This window comes from Janthinobacterium sp. OK676, from assembly GCF_900103595.1.
In the GTDB taxonomy this organism is placed as follows: Bacteria; Pseudomonadota; Gammaproteobacteria; order Burkholderiales; family Burkholderiaceae_D; genus Janthinobacterium.
In genome coordinates this window covers 163,929-184,075 of record NZ_FNHA01000005.1, presented here as the reverse complement: position 1 = coordinate 184,075, position 20,147 = coordinate 163,929, and the positions used below count along the sequence as shown (strand labels likewise).

The following is a 20,147-nucleotide window of genomic DNA, read 5'->3' as shown; positions in this document are numbered from 1 at the left end:
CGGCAAAAAGGCTGACCTGCTCAAAGCGCGGGCACAAAGCGTTATAATGTCGGCATAAGTCATCCCAACTGCCCTGAAATGCAACTGCTCGCCGTCGGCCTCAACCATACCACCGCCCCAGTGTCGCTCCGCGAACAGCTGGCGTTTGCGCCTGAGCACTTGGGTTCGGCGGTGATGGCGGCGCGCACCTGGTTCCAGCGCATCGACTTGCGCGACAACGACGAAGCGGCCATCCTGTCGACGTGCAACCGCACCGAGCTGTATGCGGCCAGCCACGTGCCCAATCCGCTCGACGCGGGCGCGCATTTCCTGGCCGACTACCACCAGCTCAATTACAGCGAGCTACGCCCGCACTTGTATATGCTGCCGCAGCACGATGCCGTGCGCCACACCTTCCGCGTCGCCTCCGGGCTCGACTCGATGGTGCTGGGCGAAACGCAGATCCTGGGGCAGATCAAGGACGCGATCCGCACGGCCGACGAGGCGGGCGGCCTGGGCACGTATCTGCACCAGTTGTTCCAGCGCAGCTTTTCCGTCGCCAAGGAAGTGCGCAGCAGCACGGAAATCGGCGCCCACAGCGTGTCCATGGCGGCCGCCGCCGTGCGCCTGTCGCAGCGCATCTTCGACAAGATCGCCGAGCAGAACGTGCTGTTCATCGGCGCCGGCGAAATGATTGAATTGTGCGCCACGCACTTCGCGGCGCAAAACCCGAAAAGCATCACCATTGCCAACCGCACCATGGAGCGGGGCGAGGAACTGGCGCACCGCTTCAACGGCAAGGCCATCCGCCTGGCCGACTTGCCGGAGCAGTTGCACCGGTTCGACATCGTCATCTCGTGCACGGCGTCATCGTTGCCGCTGCTGGGCCTGGGCCTGGTCGAGCGCGCCATCAAGGCACGCCGCCACAAGCCCATGTTCATGGTCGACCTGGCCGTACCGCGCGACATCGAGGCCGAAGTGGGCCGTTTGAACGACGTCTTCCTGTACACGGTCGACGACCTGGGCAAGGTCGTGCAGACGGGCCTGGAAAGCCGGCAAGCGGCCGTGGCGCAAGCCGAATCCATCATCGAGACGCGCGTGCAATCGTTCATGAGCTGGGTCGACGACCGCGCCATGGTGCCCGTCATCCAGCATTTGCATGAAAACAGCGAATCGTTGCGCCTGATGGAAGTGGAACGGGCACGCAAGATGCTGGCCAAGGGCGCCGACATCGACGCCGTCCTCGAAGCGCTGTCGAAAGGCTTGACGGCCAAGTTCCTGCACGGCCCGCAGCAGGCGCTGCACCATGCACAAGGCGACGAGCGCAAGCAGCTGGTCACCCTGCTGCCAAAACTGTTCCGCCCCCGCCGTTAGCGCAGCCCCGCTGGCCGCCCGCGCGGCCGCCCCCTGCCCGCCTGCCGGGCCCGCATCATCCCCACACTCTTTTACCGCGAATCGCTATGAAACCATCCATGCTGGCCAAACTCGATCAACTGGCGAACCGCCTGGTCGAACTCGACGAACTGCTGATGCACCCGGACGCCACGTCGAACATGGACAGCTACCGCAAGATGACGCGCGAGCACGCCGAACTGGGCCCGCTCGTGGCCCTGTACCGTTCCTACCAGGAAGCGGGCAACGACATCGCCACGGCGCAAGAGATGCTGGGCGACCCGGACATGAAGGAATTCGCCCAGGAAGAAATCGAGGCGGCGAAAGCCACCATGACGCGGCTGGAACGCGAACTGCAGACCATGCTGCTGCCGAAGGACGTCAACGACGAGCGCAACATCTTCCTGGAAATTCGCGCCGGCACGGGCGGCGACGAATCGGCCCTGTTCGCCGGCGACCTGCTGCGCATGTACACGCGCTTTGCCGAGCGCAACCGCTGGCAGGTGGAACTCGTGTCCTCGTCCGATTCCGACCTGGGCGGCTACCGCGAAGTGATCGTGCGCGTGGTGGGCAATGGCGCGTATTCGAAGCTGAAATTCGAATCGGGCGGCCACCGCGTGCAGCGCGTGCCGGCCACGGAAACGCAAGGGCGCATCCACACGTCCGCCTGCACGGTGGCCGTGATGCCGGAAGCGGACGAGGTCGAAGACGTCAACATCAACCCGGCCGACCTGCGCATCGATACCTACCGCGCCTCGGGCGCCGGTGGCCAGCACATCAACAAGACGGATTCCGCCGTGCGCATCACCCACTTGCCGACCGGCATCGTGGTCGAATGCCAGGATGACCGCAGCCAGCACAAGAACAAGGCGCAGGCGATGAAAGTGCTGGCCGCGCGCATCAAGGACGTGCAGCTGCGCGAACAGCAGTCAAAGGAAGCGGCCACGCGCAAGAGCCTGATCGGTTCGGGCGACCGCAGCGAGCGCATCCGCACTTACAATTTCCCGCAGGGACGCCTGACGGACCACCGCATCAATCTGACCTTGTACAAGCTCGACTTCATCATGGATGGGGATTTGACGGAGTTGACGAATGCGCTGGCGGCGGAGCACCAGGCTGAGCTTTTAGCGGCGCTCGGTGACTAAACGCTGAGGCCGTTGCGTCGACTTACGCTGCGCTAAGCCGACCTACGCCGACCACCCCGCAGTTGTAGGTCGGCTTGGCGCGCAGCGCGTAAGCCGACAGCTTTAAGTAGCGGCTAAGCAATAAAAATCTAGCCTTGTGCGAAAATGACCAGCTCGATTCCATCCACCTCACCGTGTCGCCCATGAAAAATTCACGCACCGTCCTCCTGTCGATCGCCGCCCTGTGTTTCCTGATGCTGGGCGTGGCCATGTATTTGCAGCATGCCATGAACATGGCGCCGTGCCCGCTGTGCGTGATCCAGCGCTACCTGTTCCTCGCCATCGGCATCGCCTGCCTGGCTGGCGCGGCAGCCAACCGTCCAAAGATCGGCGCGGGCGTCGGCTTGTTGGCGGCCTTGGGCGGCCTGGGCGTGGGCGCCAAGCATTTGTACGTGCTGGCCAACCCCGGCTTCTCGTGCGGCATCGACCCGGTGGAAACGGCGCTGAACAAGGTCTTCACGGCCCAACTCATGCCCTTCATGTTTGAATCGTACGGCGCCTGCGAAAGTGCTGGCGAGCCGTTTTTCGGCCTGTCGATCCCGCAATGGGCATTCGCCTGGTTCGCCATCTTCGCCATCGGCCTGCTGTGGACCTTGCTGCGCCGTCAGAAATAATTGAAAGCACCATGCCAGAAACCTTGATTCCCGCCGGCAGCACTGTCGGCGCCCTGCAAATCCGTCCGCTGCTCGATCCGCTCGATAACCGCATCCTGCTGGGCCACGCGCTGGGCCTGTCGCGCGTGAGCCTGATCACGCAATCGGAGCGTGTGCTCACTGCCGATGAAGCCGAACGCCTGTCGGGCTTGCTGGCGCGTCGCCTGCAGGGCGAACCGGTCGCCTACATCGTCGGCCAGCGCGAATTTTTCGGCCTGCCGTTCGAAGTGAACGACGCCGTGCTGATCCCCCGCCCCGACACGGAAGTGCTGGTGGAACTGGCGCTCGAGCGCCTGCCGCCCGGCGGACGGGTGCTCGACATGGGCACGGGCAGCGGCGCCATCGCCGTTGCGCTGGCGCACACGCGGCCCGACGCCGTCGTCACGGCCCTGGACGTGAGCAGCGCGGCGCTGGCCGTTGCGCGCCGCAACGCCAGCGCCAACGGCGTCAACATCACCTTCATGGCCAGCGACTGGTTCGAAGCGCTGGGCACGGAAAAGTTCGACCTGATCGTCTCCAATCCCCCCTACATCGCCAGCGGCGACCGCCACCTGGCCGAAGGCGATCTGCGCTTCGAACCGACGGGCGCGCTGACCGACCACGCGGACGGCTTGTCGGCCCTGCGCACCATCGTCTCCGGCGCCGCTCGCCACCTGGCCTCAGGCGCCTGGCTGCTGATGGAGCACGGCTACGACCAGGCGGCATCCGTGCGCGGCTTGCTGGCCGACGCCGGCTACAACAAAGTGCAAAGCTGGCGCGACCTGGCCGGCATCGAACGGGTCAGCGGCGCCCGCCTGGGCTGACCGCCATCTGCGCAAAGCTTGACCCGGCGGCGCGCCAGATCCCCCCGCAGTTTGTTAAACTATCAAGCGAATTCCTGACCGAAGCGCCGTCTCCGTTCCCCGGGGCGGACGCTGGCGACGCGGCGTTTTTTGGGCCGGCGCCGACGCATTTGCCAAAATTCGGTTAATCTCAGCACAAATTATTTATATGCTGCACATGAAAGGAAGCTCAAATTGCCCAACCTGTTGACTCGCCGCCTGGCATTGCTGACCGAAGATGCCAACCGCGCGCTGCTGGGCGGCTTGCGCGGCATCGAGCGTGAAACCCTGCGCGTCGACCACGCCGGCCATCTGGCTTCCACGCCCCACCCCGCCGCCCTGGGCTCGGCGCTGACGCACCCTGAAATCACCACCGACTACGCCGAAGCGCTGCTCGAATTCATCACGCCGGCCGAAGCCGACATCGGCGTCACGCTCGACAAGCTCGACACCGTGCACCGCCACGCCTACAGCCGCCTCGGCGACGAGTTGCTGTGGAGCCAGTCGATGCCGTGCCAGCTGCCGCCCGAAGCGGAAATCGAGATCGCCAACTACGGCAGCTCGAATATGGGCATGCTCAAGCACGTCTACCGGCGCGGCCTGGCCTTGCGCTACGGCAAAGCCATGCAATGCATCGCCGGCATCCATTACAACTATTCGCTCGACGAGCGGTTGTGGCAAGTGCTGGCCAGCAATCCGGACACCAGCGCCAGCGCCACGCAGGCGGCAGCCACGCCGAAAGACGTGCAGTCGGAAAGCTATCTGGCGACGATCCGCAATTTCCGCCGCTACAGCTGGCTCTTGATGTACCTGTTTGGCGCCTCGCCGGCCCTGTCCGCCGGTTTCCTGCGCGGCCGCGCGCACAAGCTCGACACCTTGTCCGACGACACCCTCTTCCTGCCTTACGCCACCAGCCTGCGCATGAGCGACCTCGGCTACCAGAACGACGCCCAGTCGGGCCTGCGCCCGCACGAAAACAGCCTGGAAGATTACGTCAACGCGCTCACGCACGCCGTCAACGACCCGTATCCGCCATATGCGGCGCTGGGCACGAAGAAGGATGGCGAGTGGATACAATTGTCCACCAACGTGTTGCAGATCGAAAATGAATACTATTCGACCATCCGCCCGAAGCGCGTGATCCGCACGGGCGAGCGTCCGATACAAGCCCTGTGCCTGCGCGGCGTGCAATATATCGAAGTGCGCTGCATGGATGTCGACCCGTTCGAACCGGTCGGCATCAGCCTGGAAACGGGCCGCTTCCTCGACGCATTTTTGCTGTTCTGCGCGCTCGACGACAGCGGTCCCATCTCGGCCGAGCAAAGCGCCTGCTACACGAACAATTTCGCGCGCACCGTGAAGGAAGGCCGCAAGCCGGGCCTAACCCTGCGCCGCGATGGCGAAGACATCGGCTTGCAGGCGTGGGGCGAGGAACTGCTCGCGCGCATCGCCCCCGTGGCAACCCTGCTCGACTCTCGCCATGGCGGCACGCAGCACGCGGACAGCCTGGCGGCCCAAGCCGTCAAACTGGCCAACCCGGACGCGACGCCGTCGGCAAAGGTATTGGCCGAGCTGCGCGCCAACGGCGGCTCGTTTGCCGCCTTCGGCCTGCGGCAAAGCGAACGCCATGCGGCGTTTTTCCGCGCGCATCCGCCCACACCCGAGCAAAGCGCGTATTTCGACGCGATGGCGGCCAGCTCGCTGGCCGAGCAGCGCGCCATGGAAGCGGCACCGGCCGGCAGCTTCGACGATTTCGTCGCCGCCTACCGCGCCAGCACCCTGTGCTCGCACACCTGATCCTGCCCGACTTTCCGCCTGGCGCCCCATGCTGACCTTCTACAATGAATTGCACGGCCAGCACCGGGGCCGCTTCGAGATGTTTCGCGGCACCATGGTGCCCTGCTTCGAAACGCCCGAGCGGGCCGACATGGTGGTGGCCGAGCTGGGGCGGCGCAACCTGGGCCGCATCGTCACGCCGCACGGCGTGCCGCTGACGTCATTGGAGCGCATCCACACGCCCCGCTACCTGCATTTCCTGCGCCACGCCTGGCACGACTGGCTGGCGCTCGATCCGGATAATGCGGGCAAGGACGCGCTGCCCTCCGTGTGGCCCGTGCGCACCCTGCGCAGCGATATCGAACCGGACGACTTCACGGCCAAGCTGGGCCTGTACTCGATGGACAACGGCACGCCGCTGACGGCCGGCACGTGGACGGCGGCCAAGACGGGCGCCGACTGCGCCGTCAACGCGGCCCACGCGCTGCGCCTTGGCGAGCGGGCCACGTTTGCCCTCACGCGCCCGCCGGGCCACCACGCGGGCAGCGATTTCTTTGGCGGCTACTGTTTTCTGAACAACGCGGCCCTGGCCGCACAGCACCTGCTCGACGACGGCGCCCGCAAGGTCGCCATCCTCGATATCGACTACCACCACGGCAACGGCACGCAAAGCATCTTTTACCAGCGCGACGACGTGCTGTTTGCCTCGATCCACGCCGACCCGCGCAATGAATATCCGTTTTATCTGGGCCACGCGGATGAAACGGGCAGCGGCGCGGGACTCGGCTACAACGTCAACCTGCCGCTGCCGGCCGGCAGCACCACGGCCAGCTGGTTCGCGGCGCTGGAAACGGCCTGCCTGCGCATCAATATGTATGCGCCCGACGCGCTGGTGGTCTCGCTCGGTGTCGACACCTTCGCCGGCGACCCGCTGTCGCACTTCGCCCTGCAAAGCGGCGACTACCTGCGCGTGGGCGAACGCCTCGCGCACCTGAACCTGCCCACCGCCTTCATCCTCGAAGGCGGCTATGCGGTAAAGGAAATCGGCATCAATGTCGTCAATGTGCTGGAAGGCTTCGAGACGGCGGAATAATTCTGGGGTCAGCCCCCCGTCCACGTTGACGGTGAGCTTGGCGTTAACAGTGTTGAGGGTCTGACCCCGGCTTTAGCAGCGCTACATATTCCGGAACAAGGCCATGAACGGCTGGCTCACGGCCAGGGTTTCCGGCCGCGTCTTCAGGCGCAGGCTGCCGCGTCCCACCTCGTCGCGCGTCACGGACGCCACCATCTTCATGTTGACGATGGTGGAGCGGTGGATCTGCTTGAAGATGGCCGGGTCGAGCACGTCGAGCAGTTCGCGGATCGGCTTGCGCAGCAGCGCCTCGCCGTCCGCCGTCATGACGGCCGTGTACTTGGTGTCGGATTGAAAATAGGCGATGTCTTCCACCATGATCAGCCGCGTATCCTTGCCGCTGCTGGCCGTCAGCCACACCAGCGGCGGCGACTTGGCCGCCGCCGGCAAGGCGCTGCTCAATTGCTGCAGCAAGCCGGCCAGCGCGCCGTCGCCCGCCCGGGCCTTGCCGGCCCGCGCCTGCACGCGCTGCAGGGTCGCTTGCAGGCGCTCGCGGGCGATCGGTTTCAATACATAATCGACGGCGCCCTTGTCGAAGGCATCGATCGCGTACTGGTCGTAGGCCGTGACGAACACCACCTGCGTGGCGGGACTCGCTTCGAGCGCGCCGGCCGCCACTTCCAGCCCCGTCAGGCCCGGCATGCGGATGTCGAGGAAGGCGACGTCGGGCTTGTGCGTGGCGATGGCCTCGAGCGCCGTGCCGCCGTCGTCGCAGGCGGCGACGATGCGCAAGTAGGGCCACTCTTCGGCCAGCAGGGCCACGAGCGCATTGCGCAGCAGGGTTTCATCTTCGGCGATGACGCAAGTCATCTCAGGCTGATGCATACGATACTCCTTGCGCCGTGCTGTCCGGTACCGTGATGGTGGCTGTCACGCCATCGGGGAAATTGGCGACGATGGCAAACGCGGCGGCGTTGCCGTAGGTCAGGCGCAGGCGTTCGCGCACATTGCGCAGGCCGATGCCCGTGCCGGCACCATCGTCGCTGAAACCCTTGCCATCGTCGGCCACCGTGACGATCACCGTGCCGTCGCCGCTGCGCGCCATGATCCAGATGGTGCCGCCGCCGCTTTTCGGCTCCAGGCCATGCTTGATGGCGTTTTCCACCAGGGTTTGCAGCATCATCGGCGGCAGTTCCACCTGGCGCAGGTATTGCGGCACTTCGATCTGCAGGTTCAAACGCCCGCCCATGCGAATTTTCAGGATGTCGAGGTAGGCGCGCGCCCGTTCCAGTTCCGTGCCCAGGGTCGACATGGCTTGCTCCGTGCGCGGCAGCGAGTGGCGCAGGTACAAAATCAGGTTGCCCAGCATTTCATCGGCGCGCACGGGGTCGCTGCGCGTGAGCAGCTGCGCGCTGGCCAGGGTGTTGTACAGGAAGTGCGGCTCGACCTGCGCATGCAGCAGGCTCAGTTTGGCCACCGTGAGTTCCTTTTCCGTCACCGTCTGGCGCGCCTCGGCCTGCTCGCCGCGCCGGCGCTGCGCCACGCGGCGCGTCATCGCCCGCGTCACCGCTTCCGCGTTTTCCAGGTTGCTGCCATGGTCGACGAGGAACCAGTCGGTCCAGGCATTGCGCGCCGGCTCGCAGATGAGGGTCACGCTGCCCGCCTCGCCATTCGGCGTGACGGTGGCGAGGATCTGGTTCGGCCGCGGCTCGAGGAAACCGAGCACGCGCATGCGGGGCAAGCCCGTGTGCGTGTACGGCGCGGCACGGCGCACTCTAGCCTGCACCTGCAGGCTGTCACGCGCGCTTTCGACTACTTCGCTGCCCGGCAATTCGCGGATGGCCGCGTCGATCATGTCGAACGCCTCGCCCGCCTCGAACGGAATCTCGATCTGGCGCCGCTGACGGCTCGATAGGGTGCCGGCATTGACGGCGCCGGCGATCAGGCGCACGCGCCGCACGTGCGAAAACGCATTCGTGATGACGGCGCTGGCCAGCAGCGCGCCGACGATGACAAAGAAGCCTTCCGTATGCCCGAAGATATGGCGCAGGAAATTCTCCACCAGGATCGCCGTGGCGATGATGTACGTGACCATCGTGGCCAAGGTGACGCGCAGGATAAAGAAGAGGCTAGTCATGATTTTTCCTTGGGGTGTGAAGTGGGCCAAGCATAACCATCGGTGCGCGCGGCGGTGGCCATTATGCGATGGAAGGCCCGTAGTGGCGACAAAGGCTGCAAAATAAAGCATCAATCCGCGCCGCCCGAAATAAAATCGCTTGCAATTAAATAGTGCACGATATATATTGTGTACATGGACGCCGGCAAGTGCTTCTGCAGACGGAGATCCTGGGGCGACAGTCCATGAAGCAAGTAGCACACTATTTAGTAGCCACCTATTTATCTACCTAAAGGAAACCATCATGTCGATCAAACAAGTCCTGTACCGCGCTCAAGCCACCGCCACCGGAGGCCGCGAAGGCCGTGCCGTGTCGTCCGACAATGTGCTGGACGTCAAGCTGACCACGCCAAAAGAACTGGGCGGCAATGGCGCCGTCGGCACCAATCCGGAACAACTGTTCGCCGCCGGCTACTCGGCCTGCTTCATCGGCGCCATGAAATTCGTTGGCGGCCGCGACAAGATCGCCCTGCCAGCGGACCTGTCCATCGAAGGCAACGTCGGCATCGGCGCCATCGAAACAGGCTTCGGCATCGAAGTGGAACTGAAAATCTCGCTGCCAGGCATGGAACGCGCCGCCGCCGAAGCACTGGTCGCCGCCGCCCACATCGTCTGCCCGTACTCGAACGCCACGCGCGGCAACATCGACGTCACCCTGACGATCGTCTAATCCCCGCTGCGTGCACTCTACCTCCCCGGATGCGCCCTGGCGCCGCCGGGGATTTTTGCTTTAGCGCAGCGCCTGCAGCAGCCTGTCCGCCAGGGCCGGTGCCGAAGCGGGATTCTGTCCCGTGATCAGTTCGCGGTCGACCACGACGTTGCTGGTCCACGGCGTCTGGTTCTGCACATACTGCGCGCCAGCCGCCTGCAAGCCCGACTGCGGGTAGAACTTCATCGTCCCGCCCTTCAGCGCACCCTGTGCCGCCAGCTCTTCCTGATTGCTGATCACCGTCATGCGGTAGCCGCTGTAGATCCAGTCCGCCGGCTTGGGCGGCGTACGGCCCGCTTCCAGCGCGGCCGCAAACGCTGCAGCCTGCGGCAAGGCCGACAGCAGGGCGATGGGGCCATGGCACAGCAGCGCCGTCGGCTTGCCATCCGCATGGAACTGGCGCAGCAAGGCGCCCAGGCCGGCATCCTTCAACAGATCCTGCATCGGCGCGTGGCCGCCCGGCACCAGCACGGCCGCGTAGTGGCCATAACCGATCTGTTCCACGCGCTTCAGGCTGATCACGGGCGAGCGGCCCGGTACCGTCAGCGCCAGTTGGTCCAGCAGCGCCTTGTGCGCCGCGTGCGCGGCCGCGTCGCCGCCAAAGTAATCGACCGTATCCGAGCTGGCATCCAGGGTGGGCGCCTGGCCCTGCGGCGTGGCGAACGTCACCGTGTGGCCCGCGTCGAGCAGCTTTTTCACGGGCTGCATCAATTCATTCAGATAAAAACCCGTCGAAAAGACCTTGCCGTCGCGCAAGTCAAGGTGATTGGCGTCCGACAACACGACGAGGACGTCGGCCGCCTGGGCGGTGGAAAAGGCGGCGAGCAACAGGCTGCTGATCAGTAATTTTTTCATGGTGTGGCCTTTCTGTAGAGAGGTCACCAGCATATTCCGAATCAAAATGCGGAAAAATGATGAATAATGCACAGCACTGATGCAGAATAAGACCGAATAGAAGCGCCGAATAGGAATGAAATGGATAAATTGCAGGCGATGCAGCTGTTTCGCCGCGTGGCCGAGCTGGGCAGCTTTCGCCGCGCCGCCGATGAACTGGACTTGTCGGCTTCGTACGTAAGCCGGCGCGTCGGCCAGCTGGAGCAGGAACTGGGCGGGCGCCTGATGACGCGCACCACGCGCCAGCTGGCCCTGACGGAAACGGGCGCCGCCTACCTCGAGCACTGCCGCAAGCTGCTCGACGAGCTGGTGCAGGCGGAAGACATGGTGGCACACTCCACCGCGCACGTGACGGGCCGCCTGCGCATCAACGCGCCGCTGACCTTGGGCGTGGGCGAGCTGGCCGAAGGCCTGGCCGATTTCATGGCCGACTGGCCCGCGCTGCGCCTGGACGTCGACCTGAAGGATGAATATGTCGACCTGGCGGCCGCCAACTACGACCTGGGATTTCGCGTCACCACCGCGCTCAACGATTCGAGCTACGTGGCGCGCCACATCCACGACTACCGCCTGCACATCTGCTGCGCGCCCGCCTACCTGGAACGCCACGGTCCCCTGCGGGAAGCCACGGACTTGACGCGCCAGCGCTGCTTCATCTACAGCCACGCGCTGTTCGGCAGCCGCTGGCCGCTGCGCCATGCGGGGCCGTACAGCGACATCGAAGTACCGAACTGGGTTCGCACGAACAACACGCTGTTCATGCGCAGCCTGATCCTGCGCGGCCTGGGCATCGGCATCCTGCCCACCTTTGTCTGCCGCGAGGAACTGGCCAGCGGCGCCCTGGTCGAGCTGTTTCCGGACATCGAGCGGCCCAGCCTGGCGCTGTTCGCCATCTATCCGTCGCGCCAGCTGGTGGCGCCCCGCGTGACGCGCTGCATCGAGCACCTGAAGCAGTGGTATGCGCAGCGCTATCCCACTCCGGCGGCCTGAAGCCGGTAAAATCACGCCACTCTCAAGCAAGGATGACCCATGATCAGCTGGCAATGGAACACGTTCGACGAACTCGGCCCCCACGATTTGTACCAGGTGCTGGCCTTGCGCCAGCGCGTGTTCGTCATCGAACAGCAGTGCATTTACCCGGACCTGGACGGCCATGACCAGCAAGCCATGCATTTGCTGGGCTGGCAAACGGTGGATGGCCAGCGCCGTCTGTCCGCCTACCTGCGCGTGCTGGCACCGGGCGCCAAGTATGTGGAAATGTCGCTGGGCCGCGTGCTGACGGCGCCCGAGGCGCGCACCACGGGCGCCGGCAAGCAGCTATTAACGGAAGGTATCGCCCGCGCCGAACGCCAGCATCCTGGCCACGCCATCCGCATCGGCGCGCAGCACTACCTGGAGCGCTTCTACCAGTCGTTCGGCTTTGTCACCGTCAGCGCGCCGTACGACGAAGACGGCATACAGCACGTCGACATGCTGCGCGCGGTGGCGCCGGAAGCTGCGGCATGACGACGGCCCTGATTTCCTGGAGCGGCGGCAAGGATTCCTGCCTGGCCCTGTGGCGCGCGCGCAACGCGGGCATGGACGTGCCGCTGCTGATCACGGCCATGGATGAAGATGGCCGCAAGTCGCGCTCGCACGGCGTGCCGCCCGAGCTGCTCGCGGCGCAGGCGGCCAGCCTGGGCGCGCGCCTGCAGCGCTATCACGCCAGCTGGGCCAGCTATGAAGAGCAATTCATCGCCATGCTGCGCGCGGCCAAGGCCGAGGGCATCGATCATGCGCTGTTTGGCGACATCGACCTGCAGCCGCACCGCGACTGGGAAGAAAAAGTCTGCGCCGCGGCCGGCCTGACGGCCCACCTGCCCCTGTGGGGCGGGAACCGCCGCGCGCTGGTCGACGAATTTCTCGCCGCCGGCTTCAAGGCCATCGTCGTGTGCATCAATGGCCAGCACTTGCCACGGACATTTTGCGGGCGCGAATTCGATGCCGCCTTCCTGGCCGACCTGCCGCCCGGCGTCGACGCCTGCGGCGAAAACGGCGAATTCCACACCTTCGTCTACGACGGTCCCGCCTTCAGCACACCGGTGGCGCTGCGCCGCACGCAAGTGCTGCAATATGACGCGCCTGCCAACCTGGGCGGCGCCACCTATTACTTCCAGGAACTGGCCCCGCCCGAGGCGTAAAGGGGCCGCCCAAGCAAAAAGGGCGATTCCGTGGAATCGCCCTTTGTCCGCTGCCTTGCGCGTGCTTACTTTTTCGTCACGCTCACCAGCTTGATCTCGAACAGCAAGCCGGCGTAGCCGGGAATCTTCGGCGCGCTGCCTGCCTTGCCGTAGCCCAGGTCATACGGAATGGCCAGGGTGCGCGTGCCGCCGACCTGCATGCCGACCAGGCCGCGGTCCCAGCCCAGGATGACACGGCCGATACCCAGCGGGAAAGTAAAACCGGAGCCGGCCGGGCTCGCATCGAACTGCGTGCCCTTGTTGCCCGGTTTGCTCGCGTCATACAGCCAGCCCGTGTAGGTCACCAGCAGGGTGTCGCCCGCCGCCGCTGCCGTGCCGGTGCCGACCACCGTATCGGTAATGGTCAGTTCTTTCACTTGCGTATTCGGGTCGAGCACGACCGGCTTCTCGGTGTTGGCAGCAGCACCGCAGGCGGTCAGGGCCACGGCGCAAGCGAGGGTGGCGATCATTTGAAATACCGATTTCATGGTTTCCCTTTAAATATTGGTGTGTGGCTCAGCCCGTACGGTGCGGGCCGGTGCGAGCAGCAGTTTAACAGGAGTCGCGCGGCCAATTTGTAAGCAGACGTAAGCACGGCGGAAGATTGCGCAACAATACAACATTGTCACAACAACCATTCCGCCGCACTGCCACGTCTAGATTTCCACCTGCGTACCCAGTTCGATCACCCGGTTGCTCGGGATCTGATAGTAGTCGGCCGCCGTGCGCGCGTTGCGCGACATGGTGACGAACAGGTGCTCGCGCCACGGCATCATGCCGGCGCCCGGCGTCGAAATGATGGTCTGGCGCGCGATGAAGAACGATGTTTCCATCATCTCGAAATCCAGTCCCTGCTGCGCGCATTGCGCCAGCGCATCGGGAATGTCCGGCTCATCCTTGAAGCCGTAATGCACATTGACCTGGTAGCACTGGTGGCCCAGGTCCACCACGCGCACGCGCTCGGACGGCGCCACCCACGGTTCTTCATGCATGAAAACGGTAAGGAAAATGACTCTTTCATGCAACACCTTGTTGTGCAGCAAGTTATGCAGCAGCGCATGCGGCACGCCATCCGTTTCGCCGCGCAGGAAAATGGCCGTGCCGGGCACGCGCAGCGGCGGGGCGATGAACAGCGACGAGAGGAAATCGTCGAGCGGGATCGCATGCTTTTCCAGGTTCTCGAACACCAGCTGGCGGCCCCGCTTCCAGGTCAGCATGACGATGAACAGGATGGCGCCCAGCAGCAGCGGGAACCAGCCGCCGTGGAACAGTTTCAGGGCGCTGGCCGAGAACAGGTTGACGTCGATGATCAGGAAGAAACCCGTGGCGGCCCAGCACAGCAGCAAATTCATCTTCCAGCGGTAGCGGATGACGAAGAAGGTCAGGATGGTGGTGGCCAGCATGGTGGCCGTGACGGCGATGCCGTAGGCGGCGGCCAGCTTTTCCGAGGAGCCGAAGCCGACTACGGCCAGCAGCACCACGGCCAGTTGCAGCCAGTTGACGGCCGGGATGTAAATCTGGCCGATTTCGCTTTCCGACGTGTGGCGCACGCGCATGCGCGGCAAAAAGCCCAGCGCGATGGCTTGCTTGGTCATCGAGAAGGTGCCGGAAATGGTTGCCTGCGAAGCGATCACGGTGGCCATGGTCGACAGGATCACCAGCGGATACACGCTCCAGGCGCCCAGCTGCTGGTAGAAGGGATTGGAAATGGCTTCAGGGTGCGCGAGCAGCAGGCCGCCCTGGCCCAGGTAATTCAATGCCAGCGCGGGGAAGGCGATCAGAAACCAGGCCATGCGGATCGGCTTCTTGCCGAAGTGGCCCATGTCGGCGTACAGCGCCTCGGCACCCGTCAGCGCCAGCACCACGGCGCCCAGCGACAGGAAGGCGATGCGGCCATTTTCCAGCAAGAAAGCCACCGCATGCAGCGGGTTGACGGCGGCCAGGATGGCCGGCGACTTGATGATGTTGACCACGCCCATGCAGGCCAGCGCGACAAACCAGATCAGCATGATGGGAGCGAAGAAGCGGCCGATGCCGGCCGTGCCGTGCGACTGCACGGAATACAGGCCCACCAGCACGGCGATCGTCAGCCACACCACGTACGGGCTGAAGGCGGGCGTGGCCACTTCCAGGCCTTCGATGGCCGACAGCACGGAAATGGCCGGCGTGATCACGCTGTCGCCGTAGAACAGGGTGGCGCCGAAGACGCCGATCACCATCAGCGGCACGTGCCAGCGCGACGACTTGCTGACGGACGACAGCACCAGCGCCATCAGGGCCATGATGCCGCCCTCGCCGCGGTTGTCGGCGCGCAGCACCAGGGTCACGTACTTGAGCGAGACGATCAGGGTCAGGCCCCAGAAGATCAGCGAGACGATGCCCAGCAGGTTGTTATGCGTGACGGACAGGCCATGGGTCGGGTCGAAGACCGTTTTCAGGGTGTACAGCGGACTGGTGCCGATATCGCCATAGACGATGCCGACGGCAGCCAGCGTCAAGCCGACCAGGCTGCTTTTTTTATGTTCCGACGTCAAGATTGCACCCGTTTTTGTTTTGTTGCATCGCACAATATGATAGGTATTAGCAAATAGCAAGAGTATTTTTGCATGGTTCCGGGCTGCCCCAAGGTCGTTGTTTTATGCCGCCGCGCCCGCTTGCGCGAACGGGCGGCCGTTGATTTGTTGCCATTCTACGCCTCGCCAGCGGCGCCGGGCAGCCCCGTGTGTTTTCAGCGATAATGACAGACTGTCTACTCTCCAGTGCCCCCATCATGAATCCAGGCATGCTCTACGCCTCCCTCGCCTTCCTGTGCTGGGGCCTGTTCCCCCTGTATTTCCATGCCATCGACGCCATCGCGCCGCAGGAAATCCTGGCCAACCGCATGGTCTGGTCGCTATTGTTCCTCGGTATCGTGCTGACCGTGCGCCGCCAGTGGAGCTGGCTGGGCGCCTTGCGCAGCCAGCCGAAAGTGGTGGCCAGCTTCGTGGCCAGCGCGTTTTTGCTGTCCGCCAACTGGTTCATCTATATCTGGGCCGTCAACAACGGCCACGTGGTCGACGCCAGCCTCGGCTACTTCATTACGCCCCTGATCAATGTCATGCTGGGCTTTTTGCTGCTGCACGAGCGCTTGCGCCGCCTGCAGTGGCTGGCCATCGGCCTGGCCGGCTGCGGCGTGGCCTGGCTCACCTGGCAGGCGGGGCAGATACCGTGGATCGCCCTGCTGCTGGCGGCCACCTTCGGCGGCTATGGCCTGCTGCGCAAGACGGCCGCGCTGGGCGCGCTGGAAGGCTTGTCGTTTGAAACATTGATTCTTTTTCCCCTGGCGCTGGCCTACATGCTGTGGCTGGCCTGGCATGGCCAGAGCGGCTTCGTCAATACCGACTCCACCGCCACGCGCGCGCTGCTGCTGGCGTCCGGCCCCATCACGGCCATTCCCCTGCTGCTGTTCGCCGCTGGCGCGCGCCGCCTGCCGCTGGCCGTGCTGGGACTGTTGCAATACATCGCGCCCACGGGCCAGCTCCTGATCGGCGTATGGGTCTTCCACGAATCGTTCACGCCCGAGCGCATGCTGGGCTTCCTCGTCATCTGGACGGCGCTGGGCCTGTATGCGGCCGAGGGCCTGTGGAGCAGCCGCCGCGCGCGTCTGGCCGCCTGACCGGCCCGTTCCGGCAGCGCACAGCGCTGGCCGGAAGCGGGCGTTTACCGTATCCTGTCCGTCTTTGTATATCACCCGAGATTTCTAATGGCAAATTACGTCTACACCATGAATCGCGTGGGCAAAATCGTCCCGCCCAAGCGCCAGATTCTGAAAGATATTTCCCTCTCCTTCTTCCCAGGCGCGAAGATCGGCGTGCTGGGCCTGAACGGCTCCGGCAAATCGACCCTGCTGAAAATCATGGCAGGCATCGACACCGACATCCAGGGCGAAGCCGTGCCGATGCCGGGCCTGAACATCGGCTACCTGCCGCAGGAACCGCAGCTCGATCCGGCAAAAACCGTGCGCCAGGAAGTGGAATCCGGCCTGGGCGAAGTGTTTGAAGCGCAAGCCAAGCTGGAAGCCGTGTACGCCGCCTATGCCGAGGAAGACGCCGATTTCGACGCCCTGGCCACGGAACAGGCACGCCTGGAAGCGATCATCTCGACTTCCGACGGCGGCAATCTGAATCTGCAGCTGGAAATGGCCGCCGACGCGCTGCGCCTGCCGCCATGGGACGCCACCATCGGCGTGCTGTCCGGCGGTGAAAAGCGCCGCGTGGCGCTGTGCAAGCTGCTGCTGTCCAAGCCCGACATGCTGCTGCTCGACGAGCCGACCAACCATCTGGATGCGGAATCGGTCGACTGGCTGGAACAATTCCTGCTGCGCTTCCCCGGCACCGTCGTGGCCATCACCCATGACCGCTACTTCCTCGACAACGCGGCAGAGTGGATCCTGGAGCTGGACCGCGGCCACGGCATTCCATGGAAGGGCAACTACTCGACCTGGCTGGACCAGAAGCAAGCCCGTTTGAAGCAGGAAGAAGCGACGGAATCGGCGCGCCAGAAAGCGCTGCAGAAGGAATTGGAATGGTCGCGCCAGAACCCGAAAGCGCGCCAGGCCAAGTCGAAAGCCCGCCTGGCCCGCTTCAACGAACTGTCCGAGCACGAATACCAGAAGCGCAACGAGACGCAGGAGATCTTCATTCCCGTGGCAGAGCGCCTGGGCAATGAAGTCATCGAGTTCAAGAACGTGTCGAAAGCGTTCGGCGACCGTTTGCTGATCGACAACCTGAGTTTTACCGTGCCGCCAGGCGCCATCGTCGGCATCATCGGTCCCAACGGCGCTGGCAAGTCGACCCTGTTCAAGATGATCACCGGCAAGGAAACGCCGGACAGCGGCGAAGTGGCCATCGGCCAGACGGCGCGCGTGTCCATCGTCGACCAGAACCGTGATAGTCTCGCTGACAACAAATCCGTGTTCGAAGACGTGTCCGGCGGCGCCGACATGCTGACGGTCGGCCGCTTCGAAATGCCGTCGCGCGCCTACCTGGGCCGCTTCAACTTCAAGGGCTCGGACCAGCAAAAGCAAGTGGGCAACCTGTCCGGCGGTGAACGCGGCCGTCTGCACCTGGCAAAAACTCTGCTGATGGGCGGCAACGTCCTGCTGCTCGATGAACCGTCGAACGATCTGGATGTGGAAACCTTGCGCGCGCTGGAAGACGCCCTGCTGGAATTTGCCGGCAGCGTCATGGTCATTTCCCATGACCGCTGGTTCCTCGACCGTATCGCCACGCACATCCTGGCCTTCGAAGGCAATTCGCAAGTCACCTTCTTCGACGGCAACTATCAAGAGTACGAAGCCGACAAGAAGAAACGCCTGGGTGAAGAAGGCGCGAAGCCAAAACGTATCCGCTACAAGCCGCTGACCACGTAATTTCGGTCCGGCCATGTAAAAAGGCAGTTACCTCGCGGTAACTGCCTTTTTTTTCAGCAAACTTCCGGTGACTTAGAAGTTGTAGCGTGCGCCCAGAGCGAGGCCCGTAGCCTTGCGGCCCTGGTCGGCGCTCTTGCCGAAGTGTTCCACTTCCGCCGTCAGCGAGACTTTCTCGTTGATCGCGTACTGGGCGCCGACGGAAGCGTACACGCCCGTCTTGTCGTTGCCGCTGATGCCGGTCGACAGGCCCGTGCCGCTCAGGCTGTTCTTGACCTTGGCCACGCCGAGCTTGCCGAACACGCCGACTTTATCGCTCACAGGCATGGTGGCCTTGCCGGCCAGGTAGTAGCCATGCGAATCGCTTTTCACGGAACCGTTGCCTGCACCCGTGACATAGCTGTAATCCTTGCTGCCGAAATCGGCATAGCCACCTTCGATTGCCCAGGTTTTGTCGAAATCGTAACCGGCGAAGATCTTGGCGCCAGCCTTGTAGCCGCTGTGATTGTCGGCGCTGGTGGCGCCAGGAATATCGAAGTTATAACGGTTGCCCGTGACGCCAGCACCCACATAGGCGCCTTCGGCGTGTGCTGCGCTCATGCCGGTCAGTGCGGTAACGGAAGCGATCATTGCAAACAGGATTTTCTTCTTCATCATGTTCTCTCTCTCAATTAGTGAATGGTGCCTGGATTCGCAGTTCAGCGAAGTGCGATGAAGACACAATAACAGCCGAAAAAAGCTACGTCTTTCATCATTCCGTAAGAACTGTGACAAGATGTAAGTCGACATTGCAAACTGACAATAACCGTAAAATGCGCACCGTTGAGCGAACTTAAGATAGACTTAAGAACATTATCGATTTTCAGTCACCAGGAGAAATGCATGCATAAACGCCAGTTTCTTGCCGCCGCCATGGCCGCCACCGCCCTGCCCGCCATAGGCCGCGCGGCGCCCACAGGCTTGCGCGGGCCGGCACTGCTGACCGTCACGGGCAGCATCGACAAGCCCAACCGGGGTCCCTTCGACGCCGTGCGCGACCAGATGATGCACAAGCAAAAGATCAGTTTTGAACGGGCGCGGGCTTTCGACTTTGCGGCGCTGGCGAATTTGCCGGCACGCACCATCCACCCCACCCTGGAATACGACGGCAAGGTCCATGCCCTGCGCGGGCCATTGCTGGTCGATGTATTGAAGGCGGCGGGCGCGCCCGAGGAAGATGCCGTGCGGCTGTTGCTGCGCGCCGTCGATGGCTACGCGGCGGCGCTGACCATGGCGCAGGCGCGCACACAGCGTTTCATTGTCGCCACCCACCTGGATGGCCAGGCGATGGCGCTGGGCGGCCTGGGACCGCTCTGGGCGATCCACGATGCGGACCGCATCGCGGCCGTGGCGGCCATGCCCCTGGCCGAACGTTTTTCCAGCTGCCCGTGGGCGCTGTATCACATCGGCGTCGAGGCGGGTTGAAGCGGTTGAGGCAGATTAAGCGTAGGCTTCGGCCATCGACATGACGCGTGGAGCGATGGTAATGCCATGCTCCTCGAACAAGGCCGTGATGGCCGCCACGTTCTGCGTGCACTCCTCGGTCTTCCAGCCCTTGAAGATGTCCGTGCCATCCTTCTGGAAATGCAGGTCCAGCACTTTGCCCCCATCCTTGTGCAGGTAGGGCGAACTATAGGTGTTCTCGAATCCAAGCGCCTTCAATTGCCCCAGCAAGGCCAGTGGCGGGTGGTCGGGATCGGTGGCAAGAAAAATGCCGAAGGTCTTGCCCGGTGGTTTGGCGGCGATGTCGACCTCGTAAATACCGGGGGCCTTGCTGACGGACGTACTCTTTAAAAATAACATGCAACACTCCCTGCGCGTAATGT

The 20,147-nt window shown here is 63.7% G+C and carries 20 protein-coding genes; 13 read left to right on the top strand and 7 right to left on the bottom strand.

Translation table 11 applies throughout. From position 1 onward, the window contains the following. Positions 1-78 precede the first annotated feature (78 nt). The 6 genes from hemA to BLU39_RS12270 all read left to right on the top strand — a co-directional run bounded on the left by hemA (position 79) and on the right by BLU39_RS12270 (position 6,898). Positions 79-1,353: a glutamyl-tRNA reductase gene (gene hemA / locus BLU39_RS12295; protein ID WP_092713318.1), complete on the top strand. Its 1,275-nt coding sequence runs from the start codon at positions 79-81 to the stop codon at positions 1,351-1,353. An 86-nt stretch (positions 1,354-1,439) separates the two neighbouring features. After that, entirely contained in the window at positions 1,440-2,516 is a 1,077-nt protein-coding gene (prfA, locus tag BLU39_RS12290) for a peptide chain release factor 1 (protein WP_092713316.1), read from the top strand. Between the two features lie 182 nt (positions 2,517-2,698). Then, positions 2,699-3,169 carry a disulfide bond formation protein B gene (locus BLU39_RS12285; RefSeq protein ID WP_092713638.1) on the top strand — a complete coding sequence of 157 codons (471 nt, stop codon included), beginning with the start codon at positions 2,699-2,701 and terminating at the stop codon, positions 3,167-3,169. A gap of 11 nt (positions 3,170-3,180) precedes the next feature. Continuing rightward, positions 3,181-4,011 carry a peptide chain release factor N(5)-glutamine methyltransferase gene (gene prmC / locus BLU39_RS12280; protein WP_092713314.1) on the top strand — a complete coding sequence of 277 codons (831 nt, stop codon included), beginning with the start codon at positions 3,181-3,183 and terminating at the stop codon, positions 4,009-4,011. A gap of 213 nt (positions 4,012-4,224) precedes the next feature. After that, positions 4,225-5,826, top strand: coding sequence for a glutamate--cysteine ligase (gene gshA / locus BLU39_RS12275; protein ID WP_092713312.1), 1,602 nt, complete (start codon positions 4,225-4,227; stop codon positions 5,824-5,826). A gap of 28 nt (positions 5,827-5,854) precedes the next feature. Further along, a complete protein-coding gene (locus BLU39_RS12270) occupies positions 5,855-6,898 on the top strand; it encodes a histone deacetylase family protein (RefSeq protein WP_058049326.1) in 1,044 nt (347 codons plus the stop codon). 81 nt (positions 6,899-6,979) lie between these two features. On the opposite strand, the gene BLU39_RS12265 is transcribed toward BLU39_RS12270, so the two are convergent. After that, complete coding sequence (locus tag BLU39_RS12265; protein ID WP_092713309.1) at positions 6,980-7,762, bottom strand: LytR/AlgR family response regulator transcription factor; 783 nt, start codon at positions 7,760-7,762, stop codon at positions 6,980-6,982. Continuing rightward, positions 7,749-9,014: a histidine kinase gene (locus BLU39_RS12260; protein WP_092713307.1), complete on the bottom strand. Its 1,266-nt coding sequence runs from the start codon at positions 9,012-9,014 to the stop codon at positions 7,749-7,751. Before BLU39_RS12260 ends, BLU39_RS12265 begins: the two co-directional genes overlap by 14 nt. Positions 9,015-9,297: 283 nt before the next feature. Between BLU39_RS12260 and BLU39_RS12255 the strand changes: the two genes are divergently transcribed. Next, entirely contained in the window at positions 9,298-9,723 is a 426-nt protein-coding gene (locus BLU39_RS12255; protein WP_034783746.1) for an organic hydroperoxide resistance protein, read from the top strand. A 60-nt stretch (positions 9,724-9,783) separates the two neighbouring features. Here the strand turns inward: BLU39_RS12255 and BLU39_RS12250 are convergent, their stop codons facing one another. Then, complete coding sequence (locus tag BLU39_RS12250; RefSeq protein ID WP_092713305.1) at positions 9,784-10,617, bottom strand: type 1 glutamine amidotransferase domain-containing protein; 834 nt, start codon at positions 10,615-10,617, stop codon at positions 9,784-9,786. Positions 10,618-10,737: 120 nt separating this feature from the next. On the opposite strand from BLU39_RS12250, the gene BLU39_RS12245 reads away from it, so the two are divergent. Genes BLU39_RS12245 through BLU39_RS12235 form a run of 3 tightly spaced genes read left to right on the top strand, consistent with a single transcriptional unit; the run spans position 10,738 to position 12,836 of the window. Beyond that, complete coding sequence (locus BLU39_RS12245; protein WP_092713303.1) at positions 10,738-11,646, top strand: LysR family transcriptional regulator; 909 nt, start codon at positions 10,738-10,740, stop codon at positions 11,644-11,646. A gap of 39 nt (positions 11,647-11,685) precedes the next feature. Continuing rightward, on the top strand, positions 11,686-12,162 hold the full coding sequence (locus BLU39_RS12240) for a GNAT family N-acetyltransferase (protein ID WP_092713301.1): 477 nt from the start codon (positions 11,686-11,688) through the stop codon (positions 12,160-12,162). Then, the gene (locus BLU39_RS12235; RefSeq protein WP_092713299.1) at positions 12,159-12,836 is read left to right on the top strand and encodes a Dph6-related ATP pyrophosphatase; all 678 of its coding nucleotides are present in this window, start codon (positions 12,159-12,161) and stop codon (positions 12,834-12,836) included. The genes BLU39_RS12240 and BLU39_RS12235 overlap by 4 nt, the downstream gene beginning before the upstream one ends. Before the next feature lie 65 nt (positions 12,837-12,901). On the opposite strand, the gene BLU39_RS12230 is transcribed toward BLU39_RS12235, so the two are convergent. Both BLU39_RS12230 and BLU39_RS12225 read right to left on the bottom strand, forming a co-directional pair. Then, a complete protein-coding gene (locus tag BLU39_RS12230) occupies positions 12,902-13,363 on the bottom strand; it encodes an FKBP-type peptidyl-prolyl cis-trans isomerase (RefSeq protein ID WP_092713297.1) in 462 nt (153 codons plus the stop codon). 168 nt (positions 13,364-13,531) lie between these two features. Next, a complete protein-coding gene (locus BLU39_RS12225) occupies positions 13,532-15,409 on the bottom strand; it encodes a potassium transporter Kup (protein WP_092713295.1) in 1,878 nt (625 codons plus the stop codon). A 236-nt stretch (positions 15,410-15,645) separates the two neighbouring features. Here BLU39_RS12225 and rarD point away from each other — a divergent pair, with 236 nt between their 5' ends. Both rarD and ettA read left to right on the top strand, forming a co-directional pair. After that, complete coding sequence (rarD, locus tag BLU39_RS12220; RefSeq protein ID WP_092713293.1) at positions 15,646-16,530, top strand: EamA family transporter RarD; 885 nt, start codon at positions 15,646-15,648, stop codon at positions 16,528-16,530. 87 nt (positions 16,531-16,617) lie between these two features. After that, positions 16,618-18,285, top strand: coding sequence for an energy-dependent translational throttle protein EttA (ettA, locus tag BLU39_RS12215; RefSeq protein WP_034752850.1), 1,668 nt, complete (start codon positions 16,618-16,620; stop codon positions 18,283-18,285). 72 nt (positions 18,286-18,357) lie between these two features. Here ettA and BLU39_RS12210 read toward each other — a convergent pair whose 3' ends face one another. Then, positions 18,358-18,939 carry a porin family protein gene (locus BLU39_RS12210; protein WP_092713291.1) on the bottom strand — a complete coding sequence of 194 codons (582 nt, stop codon included), beginning with the start codon at positions 18,937-18,939 and terminating at the stop codon, positions 18,358-18,360. 225 nt (positions 18,940-19,164) lie between these two features. On the opposite strand from BLU39_RS12210, the gene BLU39_RS12205 reads away from it, so the two are divergent. Further along, on the top strand, positions 19,165-19,746 hold the full coding sequence (locus tag BLU39_RS12205; RefSeq protein WP_092713289.1) for a putative pterin-binding protein: 582 nt from the start codon (positions 19,165-19,167) through the stop codon (positions 19,744-19,746). A 15-nt stretch (positions 19,747-19,761) separates the two neighbouring features. Here the strand turns inward: BLU39_RS12205 and BLU39_RS12200 are convergent, their stop codons facing one another. After that, positions 19,762-20,124, bottom strand: a complete 363-nt coding sequence (locus tag BLU39_RS12200; RefSeq protein WP_092713287.1) for a hypothetical protein — start codon at positions 20,122-20,124, stop codon at positions 19,762-19,764. Positions 20,125-20,147: the final 23 nt, after the last annotated feature.